The sequence below is a fragment of the Aquabacter albus genome (assembly GCF_040049275.1).
Classification (GTDB): Bacteria; Pseudomonadota; Alphaproteobacteria; order Rhizobiales; family Xanthobacteraceae; genus Aquabacter.
On record NZ_JBDZDT010000013.1, the window covers coordinates 66,177 to 81,688 of the forward strand.

The 15,512-nt window shown below is 68.1% G+C and carries 8 protein-coding genes; 3 read left to right on the forward strand and 5 right to left on the reverse strand.

Annotated elements, in window-relative coordinates; translation table 11 throughout:
• Window positions 1-46: 46 nt before the first annotated feature.
• The 5 genes from treY to treS all read right to left on the reverse strand — a co-directional run bounded on the left by treY (window position 47) and on the right by treS (window position 12,776).
• Entirely contained in the window at window positions 47-2,851 is a 2,805-nt protein-coding gene (gene treY / locus ABLE91_RS26565; RefSeq protein ID WP_348935566.1) for a malto-oligosyltrehalose synthase, read from the reverse strand.
• Complete coding sequence (gene malQ, locus ABLE91_RS26570; protein WP_348935567.1) at window positions 2,848-4,923, reverse strand: 4-alpha-glucanotransferase; 2,076 nt, start codon at window positions 4,921-4,923, stop codon at window positions 2,848-2,850. Before malQ ends, treY begins: the two co-directional genes overlap by 4 nt.
• Window positions 4,924-4,932: 9 nt before the next feature.
• Entirely contained in the window at window positions 4,933-7,080 is a 2,148-nt protein-coding gene (glgX, locus tag ABLE91_RS26575) for a glycogen debranching protein GlgX (protein WP_348935568.1), read from the reverse strand.
• Window positions 7,077-9,290: a 1,4-alpha-glucan branching protein GlgB gene (gene glgB / locus ABLE91_RS26580; protein ID WP_348935569.1), complete on the reverse strand. Its 2,214-nt coding sequence runs from the start codon at window positions 9,288-9,290 to the stop codon at window positions 7,077-7,079. Before glgB ends, glgX begins: the two co-directional genes overlap by 4 nt.
• A 177-nt stretch (window positions 9,291-9,467) precedes the next feature.
• Window positions 9,468-12,776 carry a maltose alpha-D-glucosyltransferase gene (gene treS, locus ABLE91_RS26585; protein ID WP_348935570.1) on the reverse strand — a complete coding sequence of 1,103 codons (3,309 nt, stop codon included), beginning with the start codon at window positions 12,774-12,776 and terminating at the stop codon, window positions 9,468-9,470.
• A gap of 290 nt (window positions 12,777-13,066) precedes the next feature.
• Between treS and ABLE91_RS26590 the strand changes: the two genes are divergently transcribed.
• From ABLE91_RS26590 to ABLE91_RS26600, 3 genes are all read left to right on the forward strand, one after another.
• Complete coding sequence (locus ABLE91_RS26590) at window positions 13,067-14,677, forward strand: alpha-amylase family glycosyl hydrolase (RefSeq protein ID WP_348935571.1); 1,611 nt, start codon at window positions 13,067-13,069, stop codon at window positions 14,675-14,677.
• A gap of 256 nt (window positions 14,678-14,933) precedes the next feature.
• A complete protein-coding gene (locus ABLE91_RS26595; protein WP_348935572.1) occupies window positions 14,934-15,209 on the forward strand; it encodes a ribbon-helix-helix domain-containing protein in 276 nt (91 codons plus the stop codon).
• Entirely contained in the window at window positions 15,199-15,507 is a 309-nt protein-coding gene (locus ABLE91_RS26600; RefSeq protein WP_348935573.1) for a type II toxin-antitoxin system RelE/ParE family toxin, read from the forward strand. Before ABLE91_RS26595 ends, ABLE91_RS26600 begins: the two co-directional genes overlap by 11 nt.
• The last annotated feature ends 5 nt before the right edge of the window (window positions 15,508-15,512 follow it).

Genomic DNA, 15,512 nt, shown 5'->3' on the forward strand with positions numbered 1-15,512 from the left:
AGGGGTCGGCGGATGCGGCCTGCCTCCGGTGCCCCTACAGCAACGCTCACAGCGCTGATTTGGTTTCTCCCGTGCCCGAGAGCAAGGCCGCCACCGGGAAATCCCGCAGAAGCGCGCCGAGATCCAAACGCCCGCCGCCGGGCGCCATGATGCGCCCCGTGAGCAGGTCCGTGAAGCTTTCCGCAAAACCGTCCGGCACGAGGATGGACGTGTCCTCCCACGCCGCCTGCGGCACGAGCGGCAGCTCAGCTTCAGGCCCGAGCGCCGCCGCGCAGAGGCGCGGCACGACGACGAGCAGCGCCGTCTCCTCCTGCCGGCGCAGGAAGGCGAGCGCCCGGCCGGCGGCGGGGCCCTCCAGGGCCAGGGGCTCATAGGTGCCCGCCGCGAACACAGCGGGATGGTCGGCCCGCGCCCGGAGCAGGCGGGTGATAAGGGCCTGCTTGACGCGCCCGTCCCGCCACCGCGCCAGCAGAGCGGCGGGGGCATCGCCGGCGTCCAGGGCTGCCGCACGGGCAGGATAGTCCACCGGGCGGCGGTTGTCGGGATCGACCAGGCTGAAGTCCCAGAATTCGGTGCCCTGATAGAGGTCGGGCATCCCCGGCACAGTATATTTCAGCATGGTCTGGGCGAGGCTGTTGAGCGCTCCCGCCGGGGCGAGGCGCATGGCGAAGGCGGCGAGGCTCCGGCGCAGGCCGGTGCCGGCGTCCTCCGTCATGATCGCCGAGAGGAAGCGCCCGCACGCCTCCTCATAGGCGGTGTCGGGGAAGATCCAGTTGGTGCGGCCCTTGCCTTCGCGCAGGGCTTTCAGCTGCCAGCCTGCGACCCGCTCGGCATAGTCCGCCAAGCCGTCCACGTCCTCGGGCGAAAGGTTCAGAGGCCACGCGCCGATGAGCGTCTGGTAAAGCATCACCTCGTCCGCCGGTGCGGGCGCGATTCCGCTTTCAAGCTCGGTGCGCAGTGGCGCGGCCAGCGCCATGAGCCGCTCCAGCTCCAGCGACCATTCGCGGGGGATCTCGCTCAGCACCGCAAGGCGCATGCGGGCGTCCTCGCCGCGCTTGTGGTCGTGGGTGGCGGTGGCGAGCATGGCGCTGGGCAGGCGCGCGAGGCGGGCCGCGTTGGCGGCATGGAAGTCTGCCGGCGACAAGCCCATCTGCGCCGGGTCCGAGCCCACCTCGTTGCGGGAGAGCAGCCGGCCATAGCGGTAGAACAGCGTGTCCTCCACGGACTTCGCAGCGATGGGGGAGGTGAGCTGCTGGAACTTGGCGATGGCGTGGGCCCGCGTTCCCGCCTCCAATATGTCACCGAGCCCGCTCGGCGCGTCGCCGCCCAGCCAGCCGTCGATGAGGTCCAGCACGGGATGGTCGATGGGCGACAGGCGCTTTCGCGCCTGGATGATGGCCTCCGACACATAGGTCCAGTCCTGGTCCGAGCGGCCGGAGGCGTCCGCATAGGTGCGGTAGACGGGGAAGGCCACCACCAGCTCGTTCAACGCCCGGCGGATGGCGGCGAGCGTAATGTCTCGCGTGTCGAGGTCGCCGCGCGCCACGCGGTGGAGCGCGCGGGTCGCGGCCTGCATCTCCGCGCCGAAGCCGTCGCGCAGCACCTGGCGCCGCGCCGCCTCCGTCTGCCCGGCATAGGTCGAGGCATCGCCGGTGGCCTGCCCCCAGACTTGGTCGAGGGCTTCGTCCGCGCCGCCGTCATGGAGCAGGGCCGAGACCTCGTCCATGAAGTCGTAGCCGGTGGTGCCCTCCACCTGCCACGTGTCCGGGAGGCGTTCTCCCCGGTGCAGGATTTTCTCCACCACCACATAGCCGCCGGGCGGCGCATCCCCCGGCCGGCGGGCATCGAGCTGCTCCAGGCGCCTGCGAAGCCGCCGGCAATAGGCGCCGGGGTCGGAGATGCCGTCCACATGGTCCACCCGGAAGCCATCCACCAGTGCGTCGGCATAAAGGCGGAAGACCAGGGCATGGGCCTGCTCGAACACCTCCTGCCGTTCCACCTGCACGCCGGCAAGGTCGGTGATGTCGAAGAAGCGCCGCCAATTGAGATCGTCATTCGCCGTCCGCCACCAGGCGAGGCGGAAATTCTGCCGCTCCAGCAGCGCGTGCAGGCGGCGGCAGGCGTCCCTGTCCTTCGCATCGTGGGCGGCGAGGACGGGGGCGAGGAGGTCCGCGCCGGCATTGGAGACCAGGATGGCGAGCTGCTCCTTCAGCCGCATCGCCTCGGCCTTGCCCGTGCGATCCTGCGGCACCTCGGCGAAGGCGGTGCGCAGCTCTTTCAGCTCGGGCACGTCCGCCCCGGCGAGCACATCGCCATAATGCAGCGGGCAGATGGGGAAGACGTGATCGTAATGGCGCGCCTGGAACTCGCCGCGTGCCGCGTCATAGGCGAGGGTGATGGTGCCCTCGCGCAACGCCTCGCCATAGGGCGCGCCCAGGAAGGGCACCAGCACTTTGCCTTCGAGCGCCGCGTCGGCCGGTGTCCAGTTGATGTCGAACACGTCGGCATAGGCGCTGTCGCGGCCCCATTCGAGCACGTCGAGCCATACCCGGTTGTCGGCGCCGCCGACGCCCATATGGTTGGGCACGATATCGAGGATCAGCCCCATGCCCCGCTCGCGCAGGGCGGCCACCAGCCGGCCGAGCGCCGCCTCGCCGCCCACTTCCGGATCGAGCGTGCCGTGGTCCACCGTGTCATAGCCGTGGCGGGAGCCGCGCCGGGAGGTCAAAAGCGGGGAGGCATAGATGTGGCTGATGCCGAGGTTCGCGAAATAGTCGAGGAGGGGGATGGCGGCATCCAGCGGGAAGTCCTCATGGAACTGCAGGCGCACGGTGGCGCGGGGCGCCCTCATGCCCCTTTCCGCGCGCGGTCGAGCAAAGAGAGCCGCTGGTGGACGGCGGCATTGTCGAGCATGTCGGCGGCCTGCGGGGCGAGCCGGCGGCGCCAGTTGGGGTGCTCGTCCACGGTGCCGGGAAGGTTCGGCTGCTCCTCAAGGGCGAGTGCGTCGTCCACCGGGATGACCACCAAAGGCGCGGGTGTGCGGCCGATGAAGGAGAGCGCCGCTTCCACCACTGTCTCGGGTTCTTCGGGTGGCGCGTTGGGGTCGGTGCCCTCGGGGGCGATGGCCTGCCAGATGGCATGGCGGTCGCGGCTGCGGGCCTCGCGCTCGCTCGCCTCCGTCTGGCCCTCGCCGACGATGCCCAGCGGCACGCGCCAGTCGATGTCGCGGCCCTTCCACCAGCCGGCGACGGTGGGCAGGTCATGGGTGCCGGTGACCGCGATGGCATCGCGGGAATAGTGGTCCGCGCGGGTGAACCAGTCGCCGTGCCGCTCGAACCACAGCACTTTCATGCCGAGGATGCCGCGCGCCGAGAGCTTTTCCCGGAACCCCTCCGGCACGGTGCCGAGATCCTCGCCGATGACGATGGCGCGGCGGCGGTGGGATTCCAGCGCCACGAGGCGGGCGAGATCGTCGAAGGGATAGGCGAGATAGGCGCCCTGGGTGGCGGAAAACCCCTCGGGCACCAGCCAGAGCCGCATGAGCCCCATGATGTGGTCGATGCGCACGCCGCCCGCATGGGCCATCACCGCGCCGAGCATGTCACGGAATGCGCCGAAGCCGGAATGCACCAGCGCGCGCGGGGAGAAGGCCGAGAGCCCCCAGCTCTGGCCGAGGCCGTTCAGAAGGTCCGGCGGCGCGCCCACGGAGAGGCCGATCAGCATGTCCGACTGGCGGCTCCAGGCCTGGCTGCCGCCGCCGTCGGTGCCCACCGCGAGGTCGCTAATGAGGCCGAGGGGCATGCCGGCGGAGCGCGCCGCATCCTGCGCCTGGGCGAGGCTGCGGTCGGCGAGCCATTGCAGGAAGACGTGGAAGCCCACCTCGTCCGCATGCTGCCGGGCGAAGGCGGAGACTGCATGGCTGCGGGGGTCGGCAAGGCCGTCGCCCCAGGTGCGCCAGTTCCATGTGTCGGGATCGGCTTGGAGCTGCGCCGCGTGGATCGCCTCGAAGCGGGCGTGATCTTCCAGCGCCTGCCCGCCGGCGGCGCGGAACGCCTCGAACGCCGCCATCAGCTCCGGCATGTGCGGCAGCGTCTCCTCATAGAGGCGGCGCATGATGGCAAGCTTGATGGGGCCGGCGGCCGGCCAGTCCACCATGCGTGCCCGCTCAAGGCGCGCGATCTCGGAGCCGAAGCCCAAGGCTGCGATGGCCGCGTCCACCGCATGCCCGCCGAGCACCACATGGGGGTCCGCATGGAGCGGATTCAGGAACTGCCGGCTGGACGGCGCATAGGGGCTGAAATGGTGGGCGTCCGCCGAGAAGCCGGCATGGACGGGGCTCAGCACCAGCGCCGAAGCGCCTTCGTTCGCGGCCTTCACAGCAAGCTGGGAGAGGCCGGAAAAATCGCCGATGCCGCAATCCCCGTCCCGCCGCAGCCCATAGATCTGCACCGCCAGCGCCCACAGGCGGGCCTGTTCGCCGTGCGCCGCGTCCGCAACGCCGAAGCAGCGTTGCGGGGCGACCGCCAGCACGGTCCGAAAGCCGCCGGCCTCCAGCGTGTGGTAGCCGGGCGTGTCGAAGGCGGGGAGCGGCAGGACGCCATCCTCCATCTCCGCTTCCCCTTCCACCACGCCGCCGCCATCCAGCGTCACGTGGTAGCGCACCCGGCCGCTCGCGCCCGGCACATGCAGGCGGACGTGGGCGCCCGCATCCGCCGTCACCAGCGGTGGGAGATCGGAAAACCGCTCCGCCTCGGCGCGGGCGATGCTGTCTGCGAGGTCCGCTCCGGTGGCCGCCGGAAGCTCAAGGGCACCGAGGATGGCGCGCAGCGAGTCCGTCGGCACGGTCTGCGGCCGGCCGAACGCGTCGTGCCAGTGGGGTGAAATGCCGGCGAGGCGGGCGAGATGCAGCAGCGCGTCGTCCATGCGGGAGGCTCACCGAAGAGGGTCGGAGAAATGGAGATGCGGGGTCACCGGGCGCAGGTCCACATAAGCGGCGAGCAGCCGCACGCTGGAGGGCTCGAGATGGGTCTCGCCGGTGATGGCGCGCTCCTCGGAGACAAGGCCGGAGCCGCTGTCCACCAGCAGCCGCCAGGTGAGGGCAGGTTCGGGCAGGCGGAAGGCCACTGTATGCTCGGAGGCATTGAGGAGGAGCAGCAGCACCTCGATGCCGCCGGCCGGCGTCGGCCCGGCGCGGCGCAGGGCAAGGGTGTGGGCGCTGTCCAGCTGCCAGCCCTCGGGCGGGATCTCGGCGCCGTGCTCGTCGAACCAGCCGATGTCGCGTAGCCCAGGCACGAATTCCTCTTGCGCGTGGAGGAAGCGCGGGGCGCGCAGGATGGCGTAGCGCTTGCGGATCTCGGTCAGCCGCGCGACGAAGGCGGTCAGCGTCCGCCCCTCCGGGGAACGGGCCAGATCCCAGTCGAGCCAGGAGAGCTCGTTGTCCTGGCAATAGGCGTTGTTGTTGCCCTTCTGGGTGCGGCCGAATTCATCGCCCGCCAGCAGCATGGGCGTGCCCTGCGCGAACATCATGGTGGCCAGCATGGCCCTGGTGATGCGCCCGCGCTGGGCCAGGATGTTCGGGTCATCGGTCGGCCCCTCGACGCCCCAATTGCAGCTGAAGTTCCCGTCGTGGCCGTCGCGGCCGTCCTCGCCGTTCGCCTCGTTGTGCTTCTCGTTGTAGGAGACCACGTCCTGAAGGGTGAAGCCGTCATGGGAGGCGGCATAGTTGATGGAGGCCCACGGCTTGCGGAAGCGCCGGTCGAACGCATCCGCGGAGCCGGAGAGGCGCACGGCGATCTCGCCGCGCATGCCGGGATCGCGCTTCCAGAAGCGCCGCGCACCGTCGCGGAAGCGGTCGTTCCATTCGGAGAAGCCCGGCGGCAGGCGGCCGAGCTGGTAGCCGTCCGGGCCGATGTCCCACGGCTCCGCGATGAGCTTGCAGCGGGAGAGGACGGGGTCCTGGCGGATCACGTCGAAGAAGCCGGAACCGGGATCGAACCCCGTGCCCTCGCGGCCCAGCGTGACGCCGAGATCGAAGCGGAAGCCATCGATATGGAACGCCTCGACCCAGTAGCGCAGCGAATCCATCACCATCTGCAGCACGCGGGGATGGGAGAGGTTCAGTGTGTTCCCGGTGCCGGTGTCGTTGATGTAGTAGCGCTCGTCGCCCGGCACGAGGCGGTAATAGCTGGCATTGTCCAACCCCTTGAAGGAGAAGGTCGGCCCCAGCTCGTTGCCCTCGCAGGTGTGGTTGTAGACCACGTCGAGGATCACCTCGATCCCCGCCGCATGCAGCCGCCGCACGGCGGCGCGCATCTCCTGGAGGGAGCCGGTGGAGAGATAGCTCGGCTCCGGCGCGAAGAAGGAGAGGGTGGAATAGCCCCAGTAATTGCGCAGCCCCCGCTCCACCAGGAAATGGTCCTGGAGGAAGGCATGCACCGGCATCAGCTCCACCGCGGTCACGCCGATGCGCAGCAGATGGTCGATGAAGCGGGGATGGGCGAGCGCCGCGAACGTGCCGCGCTCGTGGGGCCGCACATCCTGCCGGCGCATGGAGAGGCCGCGCACATGGGCCTCATAGACGATGGTGTCCGCCCAGGGCGTCTCGGGCATGCGGTCATCGCCCCATTCCGCCCAATTGGAGACCACGACGCCCTTCGGCATGGCGGGGGCGCTGTCGCGGCGGTCCGTGGTGAGATCGCCGCGCCCGCCATGCATGCGGTAACCGAACAGCGTGTCCGACCAGCGCAGTGCGCCGGTGAGCTGGCGCGCATAGGGATCGATGAGGAGTTTCGCCGGATTGAAGCGGTGCCCGCGCGCGGGGTCGTAGGGGCCGTGGGCGCGGTAGCCGTAGATCAGCCCGTCGAACGCGCCGGGCAAATAGCCGTGCCACACCTCGTCGGTGCATTCCGGCAAGGGCAGCCGCGCCACCTCGCGCCGCCCGCGCGGGTCGAACAGGCACAGATCGATCTTCTCCGCATTGGCTGAGAAGACCGCGAAATTGGTGCCGAGCCCGTCCGGTGTCGCGCCGAGGGGATAGGGGCTTCCCGTCTCCAGCTTGTCCGGCAGCGGTGGCAGCGTCATGCGGAGGACCTCGGCCGGAGGAACAGGGTGGCGAGAGGCGGAAGCGTGAGCGAAAGGGAATGTTCCATCCCGTGGCTCGGTTCCGCCCGCGCCTCGACGCGTCCCCCATTGCCGAGGCCGGCGCCGCCATAGGTGGCAGCGTCCGTATTGACCAGTTCCTCCCAGAAGCCGCCTTCCGGCACGCCCGCGCGATAATCGTGGCGCGGCACCGGCGTCATGTTGCAGATGACCAGAACCGGCGGGCCGCCGCCCAGCCGGAAGAAGGCGAAGACGGAATTGGCGCGGTCATCGCCGATGATCCAGCGGAAGCCCTCGGGGCTCGCATCGCGCATGTGCAGCGCCGGCTCGCGGCGATAGATGGCGTTGAGGTCGCGCACCAAAGACTGGATGCCGCGATGGGACGGGTCTTCCAGGAGCGCCCAGGGCAGCTCGCCATCATGGTCCCATTCGGTGACCTGGGCGATCTCGCAGCCCTGGAACAGCAGCTTCTTGCCCGGGTGCCCCCACATGAAGCCGAGATAGGCGCGCAGGTTCGCCATCTTCTGCCAGGGATCGCCCGGCATGCGGCCATAGAGCGAGCCTTTTCCGTGCACCACCTCGTCATGGGAGATGGGCAGCACGTATTTTTCCGAGAAGGCATAGACCAGCCCGAAGGTCATCTCGTCATGGTGGTGGCGGCGGTGGATGGGGTCCTTGCCCACATAGTCCAGGGTGTCGTGCATCCACCCCATGTTCCACTTGAAGGAGAAGCCGAGCCCGCCATCGGCCACCGGCGCGGTGACGCCCGGCCATGCGGTGGATTCCTCGGCGATGACCATGGCGCCAGGTGCTTCGTGGGCCACCGTCTGGGTGAGGCGCCGAACGAAGGCGACGGCTTCGAGATTCTCGCGTCCGCCATGGATGTTGGGCACCCATTCGCCAGCTTTGCGGGAATAGTCGCGATAGAGCATGGAGGCGACCGCATCCACGCGGAGCCCGTCCACGTGATAGCGCCGCAGCCATTCCAGCGCGCTGGCGACGAGGAATTGCGACACCTCGAGGCGCCCGAAATTGTAGATCAGCGTGTTCCAGTCGTGGTGGAACCCCTCGCGCGGGTCCGCATGCTCGTAGAGGGCCGTGCCGTCGAACTGCGCGAGACCGTGCGTGTCATTGGGAAAGTGGGCCGGCACCCAGTCGAGGATGACGCCGAGCTGGGCGGCATGGCAGCGATCCACGAAGCGGGCGAAGTCCTTCGGCGATCCGTAGCGTGCGGTGGGCGCGAACAGGCCGAGGGGCTGGTAGCCCCAGGAGCCGCCGAACGGGTGCTCCATGATGGGCAGAAGCTCGATATGGGTGAAGCCGAGCCCGGTCACATAAGGGATCAGCCGGTCCGCCAGTTCGTCCCAATTGGGGTCGCGCCAGCCGTCCATGTGCGTCCAGGAGCCGGCATGGACCTCATAGATGGAAAGGGCGGCATCCGCGCTCTGGCGGACGCCGCGCTCGGCCATCCAGAGATCGTCGCTCCATGGGAACGGGGCGGGATCCGGCACGATCGAGGCGGTGGCCGGGGGCAGTTCCGTGGCGCGGGCCACCGGGTCGGCCTTCAGTGGCTGGATGCGCCCATCGTTGGAGAGGATCTCGTATTTGTAGCGCGCACCGGCGGGGAGGCGCGGCACGAAGATCTCCCACACGCCCGCGCCCGGATGCAGCCGCATGGCGTGGCGCCGCCCGTCCCAATTGTTGAAGTCGCCCACCACCGAGACGCGCCGCGCATTGGGCGCCCAGACGGCGAAGCGTACGCCGGAGACGCCGTCCGCCTCCATCACGTGGGAGCCCAGCGCGTCGGCAAGATTGAGATGGGTGCCCTCGCCCAGCAGATGCAGGTCGAGACCGCCCAGGAGCGGGGGGAAGGCGTAAGGGTCTTCCGTCTCCTGCACCGCGCCGCCGGGCCATGTGATGCGAAGCCGGTAGTCAGGCGTGCGCGTGCTGTTCAGCCGGCCGGCGAACAGGCCGGACGGGTGGATGCGGTCGAGCCGCGCGATGATGTCGCCCGAGGGATCGATGGCGGCGACGCTCTCCGCGCCGGGCTGGAAGGTGCGCAGTGCGATATCGCCCTTCAGCGCATGGGGGCCGAGCACGGAGAAGGGGTCGCCATGGCGTCCTTCCACAAGGAGGCGGATGCTTGCGGCATCGAGGCCGGGATCGGCAAGGGCTCGGTCAACGGCGCCCATCAGAGCCTCCCTGTTGGTTGGCCGCTAATTCCCTCTCCCGCTTGCGGGGGAGGGCTAGGGAGGGGGAAAGGGTGCGATGATGGAGGTGGCGAACACGGCTCTGCTTGACGTGCCCCCTCCCCAACCCTCCCCCGCAAGCGGGAGAGGGAGCGGATTGCGCATGGTGAGGCCGCCCCCTCATGCCGGCGCCTCCTCAAGCTCCAGCTCGGTCTGCACGTCCTGCGCGCCCGCATGCTTCACCGCCAGCGCGTGGAGGCTGCGCACGGCATATTCGAGCGCCACGGGGCGCGCCTCGGCCTCGGCCGAGATCTGCCCGGCGATCAATTCCAGAAGGAACAGGTCCATGAGCGGACGGTCGGGGGCGGTGGTGCTGGCGCCGCCCTCCACGTAACCGGAGAGGAAGGCGCGCAGGGACCGGTTCTTGAACTGCTCCATCAGCATCCGGCGCTGCCGGGTGGAGGCGAGCCCATGGATCTCGTTGCCGGAGAAGTCCACCTGGGCCGCCGCGGCATCGATGGAACGCACCAGCCCCGCCACGTCGCGCCAGGGGCTGTCCTTCCTGCGCCGGTCTTCGGTGGCGGTGTGGGGGTGCCCGTCGAAATTGACGATATAGGCGTCGCCGCCCGCCACCATCACCTGGCCGAAATGGAAGTCGCCATGGATGCGGGTGAGCATGGCCCCGTCGCCCGCCGCCGCCATTCTGGCGACGGCCGCAATGAGGTCCGCGCGCACCGCGAGGATGCACTGCGCTTCAAGCCGCGCATCCTCCGACGACCATTGCCGGTCCGCCTCCAGCACCGCGAAGGCGCGCTCCAGCCCCTCGACCACCGCGCCGGTCCAGTCGGCGACGCGTTCTTTGCCGGCCACCTCCGGGCTGAAGGCGGCGTTGTCGGTGGGGCGCGCCAGCACCGTGTGGAATTCCGCGAGCCGCCGCCCCACCGCCCGCATGAAGGGGGCGAGGCCGGACAATTGCTCCTCGAAGGTGTGCTCGATATCGGCGCCGCCCTGGCCGGAGGCGGTGAGCGCACGCCGGAGCTGGTCGATGGTCCAGTTCCAGGCATCGCCCTGGTTGCGGACATAGCCGAGCAGCACGGCCATCACGGCGGGATGGCCGGCCGGGTCGAAGCGCACCACTTCGCCAAGGAGCGGCGCCGTGTTGGCATAGTTCTGCTCGGTGAGGTAGCGCACCATCTCGGACTCGGGGTGTGTTCCGAACAGGGTGCGGCGGATCACCTTGAAGGTGGCGCACTCCTCGATGACGATGGTGGAGCTGGCCTCCTCCGCACCGATGCGGTGGATCGGCGCGTCGTGCGGGATTTCCACGTCCGCCAGCCGGCTGGTGGAGACGAAGCGCAGGTCGCCGCCATCCGGCAGCGGCAGCGCCACCCCCGAGCGCAATGCGCGCACCACCGCATGGGGCATGGAATCCAGCGTCAGCGCGTCGGTGAGGTAGCCGACGCGGCGCCCCTGGCGCACCCGGGTCAGGGCCAGCTGTACCGAAAGGGCAGAGGGCTGCAGGTCCTCCCAGGCGATGGCGAGGGGCATGACATAGCGTTCGGTCCCGCTTTGCGTATCCACCGCGATCTCGGCCAGGAACACGTTGTTGCCGGCGCGGGGCAGCGGCATGGCCCATGAGAGGCGCACGCCCTTCACCTGCTCGTTGCGTGAGGCGAACCAGCGCCGCCGGCGCACATAAGCGGGAAGCGCCTCGCGCTCGAGCGCCGGGCGATGGCGCTCGGAGACCACGTCCGCAAGGCCGCCGCGCAGCACTAGCGTCTCGAATTCGGGCAGCTGCTCGGGCGGTGGGGAATGCCAGGAGGGCTCCGCCATCTGGCTGGAAAGGTTGAAGGCGTAAAAGCCATAGGGCGGGACGGTGAGAAGGTAGGGCAGGCGGCCCACCGGCGGGAAGGGCGTGCCCCCGCCCATCTCCACCGGCACGCGCTGGTCGAACTCGGAGAGGTCCAGCTCCACCGCCTGGAGTGTCTGGGAGAGGTTCGCCACGCACAGGATGGTCTCATCCTCATAGCAGCGCAGATAGGCGAGGATCCTGCGATTGCCGGGATAGAGGAGCCGGAACGTGCCGCGCCCCATGGAGGGGTGGCGCTTGCGGATGGCGAGCACCCGCCGCGTCCAGTTCAGGAGCGAATGCGGATCGCGCAACTGCGCTTCCACGTTCAGCGCGTAATAGCCGTAGAGCGGGTCCTGGATGGGCGGCAGGACAAGCTGCTCGGGGTCCGCCTTCGAGAAGCCGCCATTGCGGTCCGGCGACCATTGCATGGGGGTGCGCACGCCGTCCCGGTCGCCGAGATGGATGTTGTCGCCCATGCCGATCTCGTCGCCATAATAGATGACGGGCGTCCCGGGCATGGAGAGAAGCAGCGCGTTCATCAGTTCGATGCGCCGCCGGTCGCGCTGCAAAAGCGGGGCGAGGCGGCGGCGGATGCCGAGATTGAGCCGCGCGCGCTGGTCTGCGGCATAGACGGTCCAGAGATAGTCCCGTTCCGCGTCGGTGACCATTTCCAGCGTCAGCTCGTCATGGTTGCGCAGGAAGATGGCCCATTGGCAATTGTCGGGAATGGCGGGCGTCTGGCGCAGGATGTCGGTGATGGGGAAACGGTCTTCCTTGGCGATGGCCATGTACATGCGCGGCATCAGCGGGAAGTGGAACGCCATGTGGCATTCATCGCCGTTCTCGCCGAAATATTGCTGCGTGTCCTCGGGCCACATGTTGGCCTCGGCCAGCAGCATGCGGCCGGTATAGCGCTCCTCCAGATGTGCCCTGATCTTCTTCAGGATGTCGTGGGTCTCGGAGAGGTTCTCGTTGGACGTGCCCTCCCGCTCGATGAGGTAGGGCACGGCGTCGAGCCGCAGCCCGTCCACGCCCATGTCCAGCCAGAAGCGCATGACCGAGAGGATGCGCTCCAGCACCTCCGGATTGTCGAAGTTGAGGTCCGGCTGGTGGGAATAGAAGCGGTGCCAGAAATACTGGCCGGCCACCGGGTCGTAGGTCCAGTTGGACTTCTCGGTGTCCAGGAAGATGATGCGGGTGCCTTGATAGCCCTGGTCGTCGTCGGCCCACACGTAATAATTGCGCTCGGGCGAGCCCTTCGGCGCGTTGCGCGCGGCCTGGAACCAGGGATGCTGGTCGGACGTGTGGTTGACCACCAGCTCGGTGATGACGCGGATGCCGCGCGCGTGGGCCGCCTCGATGAAGCGCCGCGCGTCCTCCATGGTGCCGTAATCGGGCGAGACGCCCTCATAAAGGGCGATGTCGTAGCCGTCGTCCCGGCGCGGGGAGGGGTAGAAGGGCAGCAGCCAGATGGTCGTGGCGCCGAGATCGGCGATGTAGTCCAGCTTGGAGATGAGGCCGGGGAAATCGCCGATCCCGTCATTGTTGGCATCGAAGAACGATTTCACATGGAGCTGGTAGATGACCGCATCCTTGTACCAGAGCGGATCGTCACCGGCGGTGATGGGAGCGGCCATGTCAACGCTCCTGCGTCAGGCGGATTGGGGCGGGCGGGGAAGGCTCGGCTTGAAATGCGCTGGGGCTTGCGGAGTGGCAGAGTATCGACATCGTCCTCGCCGCGGGGAATGGCGGAGCGGCAGACTCCCGTCCGGCGACGTGCCGGCAGGTCCCCTCCAGACCGGCCAACGCGTGGCCGAGCTTCCGGTTCCCTAAAACCACTTCATTTCTTGTCTCACGGGCGTCGCGCGGAACAGGTGGATGGAAGCGTCTGTTAAACTGCCCGGGGCGAGGAACGAGGAGAACCATCTTGCAGCACCCTCCCGCGCGGCGTTCGGATGAGGCTCCCTGGTGGCGGAGCGGGGTCATCTACCAGATCTATCCGCGCTCGTTTCAGGACACGAACGGCGACGGCATCGGCGACCTTCAGGGCGTCATCCGGCGGCTCGACTATCTCGCCGAGCTGGGGATCGACGCCCTCTGGCTGTCGCCCTTCTATCCCTCGCCCATGGCCGATTTCGGTTATGACGTGGCCGATTATGTGAACGTCGATCCCATCTTCGGCACATTGTCCGACTTCGACGCGCTGGTGGATGCGGCCCACGAGAAGGGCCTGAAGGTGCTGGTGGACCTCGTCCCCAACCACACCTCGGACGCGCATCCCTGGTTCAGGGAGGCGCGCAAATCCAGGACCAATCCCAAACGCGACTGGTATATCTGGCGCGATCCCGCCGCCGATGGCGGGCCGCCCAACAATTGGCTCTCGGAATTCGGCGGCAGCGCCTGGGCCCTGGATGAGGCCACGGGCCAATACTACTACCACGCCTTCCTCGACCGGCAGCCGGACCTGAACTGGCGCAATCCGGAGGTGGCGAAGGCCATGTTCGACGTCATGCGCTTCTGGATGAAGCGGGGCGTGGACGGCTTCCGGGTGGATGTGATCTGGCACATGCTCAAGGATCCGGAGTTCCGGGACAATCCCGAAAACCCGGATTATCTGCCGGGCGCGAACCCCTACTACCGGCTCCTGCCGATCCACACCACGGACCTTGCCGAGGTGCAGGAGGTGGTGGCGGGGCTCCGGCGCACCGTGGATGAATTCCCCGAGCGTCTGCTGATCGGGGAAATCTACCTGCCGCTGGAACGGCTTGTCGCCTATTACGGCACCAACCTCGACGGCGCGCATCTGCCCTTCAACTTCGCTCTGCTGGAGGCCGCCTGGAACGCCCGCTCTATCGAAGCCCTCATCGCCGCCTATGAGGCGGCCCTTCCCTTGGGCGGCTGGCCCAATTGGGTGCTGGGAAACCACGACCGTCCTCGGATTTCCAGGCGGGTCGGCCCCGATCAGGCGCGCGTCGCAGCCATGCTTCTATTGACCCTGCGCGGCACACCGACGCTCTATTATGGCGACGAGATCGGCATGGCGCAGGTGGATGTCCCACCGGAGCGCATCCAGGACCCCTACGAGAAGAACGTGCCCGGCCTCGGTCTTGGCCGCGACGGCGTGCGCACGCCCATGCAATGGGATGAGAGCCCCTTCGCCGGCTTCTCCCATGTGGAGCCCTGGCTGCCTCTGGCGCCGGACTTCACCGAGGTGAATGTGGCGGCCGAACAGGGCAAAGCGGATTCCATGCTGACCCTGCACCGGCATCTGCTGTCGCTGCGGCGGCACCATCCGGCCCTGGCACTGGGCACTTACACACCCGTAGCAGCGGAAGGCGACCTGCTGCTCTATGTGCGCGAAGACGGTGAGGAGCGCATCCTCGTCGCGCTTAATCTCGGCGACGAGCCGCTGGCGGCGAGCGGGACGGAGTTCAAGGGAGAGATTTTGCTCTCGACCTTCTGCGACCGCGAAGGGGAGCGAATCTCCGGGGAGATCGGGCTCAGGGCGAATGAGGGGGTGGTGGTGGCGCTGGGTTAGGGCCAATCGACATTCACTCTTGGGAGCTATGGCACAAAGCGCCGTCGTGGCCGGGCTTGCACCCGGCATCCACGTCTCTCCTTTAAGTCCGCATCCGGCGGAGCCCCGTGGATGGCCGGGACAAGCCCGGCCACGACGGCAGGAAAGGCGGTGAATCTGCTTACTTCTGAAGGTCGATTGGCTCTAGTGTCGTCTCAATTCTTGTATGACAGTGTCGTACAGCGTACGCTGGGACGAACTGAGGAGGATTGGGTGTATGCGCACCAGCAGGCCGATCAGCATCACCCTCGGGGACATGCAGGAGCGCGTTGACGCGCTCAAGGCTGCGGGTCGCTATGCTTCGACGAGCGAGGTGCTGCGGGCGGCGGTCCGTGCGCTTGAGCGTGAGCACGCCGCCCTTGATGCCATCATGCGGGAAGAGGTTCGCCGGGCGGTCGAGGATCCCCGGCCGAGCCTTGCCGGCGAAGATGTGTTCGCCAAGCTGGAACAGCGCTATCAGCAGGATTTGAAAGCGTCGAAGCGTGACGCATAAGGTCGTTTTTCGACCGCGCGCCGAAGAGTCCCTTCAGCAGCTCTACACTTATATTCTCGATCACACCGGCTCGCCTGATATTGCCATTGGCTATATCAGGCGCATCCAGGCGCAATGCGAGCACTTGGCCGATTTGCCCGAGCGCGCACCTTTGCGGCCGGAGGTCGGCCCCGGCATTCGGGTCCTGACCTTCGAGCGCCGGGTTTCGATCGCCTACCGCGTCAGCCGCAAAGAGGTCGAGATTCTGGGCATCTTCTATGGAGGACGCTTCCTGGAAGGCATTCTCAAAGGCGACTGAGCCTG

Coding starts and splice junctions, on each gene's coding strand:
- glgB (WP_348935569.1), bottom strand. CDS start 9,290: ATGGGCGCCGTTGACCGAGCCCTTGCCGATCCCGGCCTCGATGCCGCA.
- treS (WP_348935570.1), bottom strand. CDS start 12,776: ATGGCCGCTCCCATCACCGCCGGTGACGATCCGCTCTGGTACAAGGAT.
- glgX (WP_348935568.1), bottom strand. CDS start 7,080: ATGACGCTGCCACCGCTGCCGGACAAGCTGGAGACGGGAAGCCCCTAT.
- ABLE91_RS26595 (WP_348935572.1), top strand. CDS start 14,934: ATGCGCACCAGCAGGCCGATCAGCATCACCCTCGGGGACATGCAGGAG.
- treY (WP_348935566.1), bottom strand. CDS start 2,851: ATGAGGGCGCCCCGCGCCACCGTGCGCCTGCAGTTCCATGAGGACTTC.
- malQ (WP_348935567.1), bottom strand. CDS start 4,923: ATGGACGACGCGCTGCTGCATCTCGCCCGCCTCGCCGGCATTTCACCC.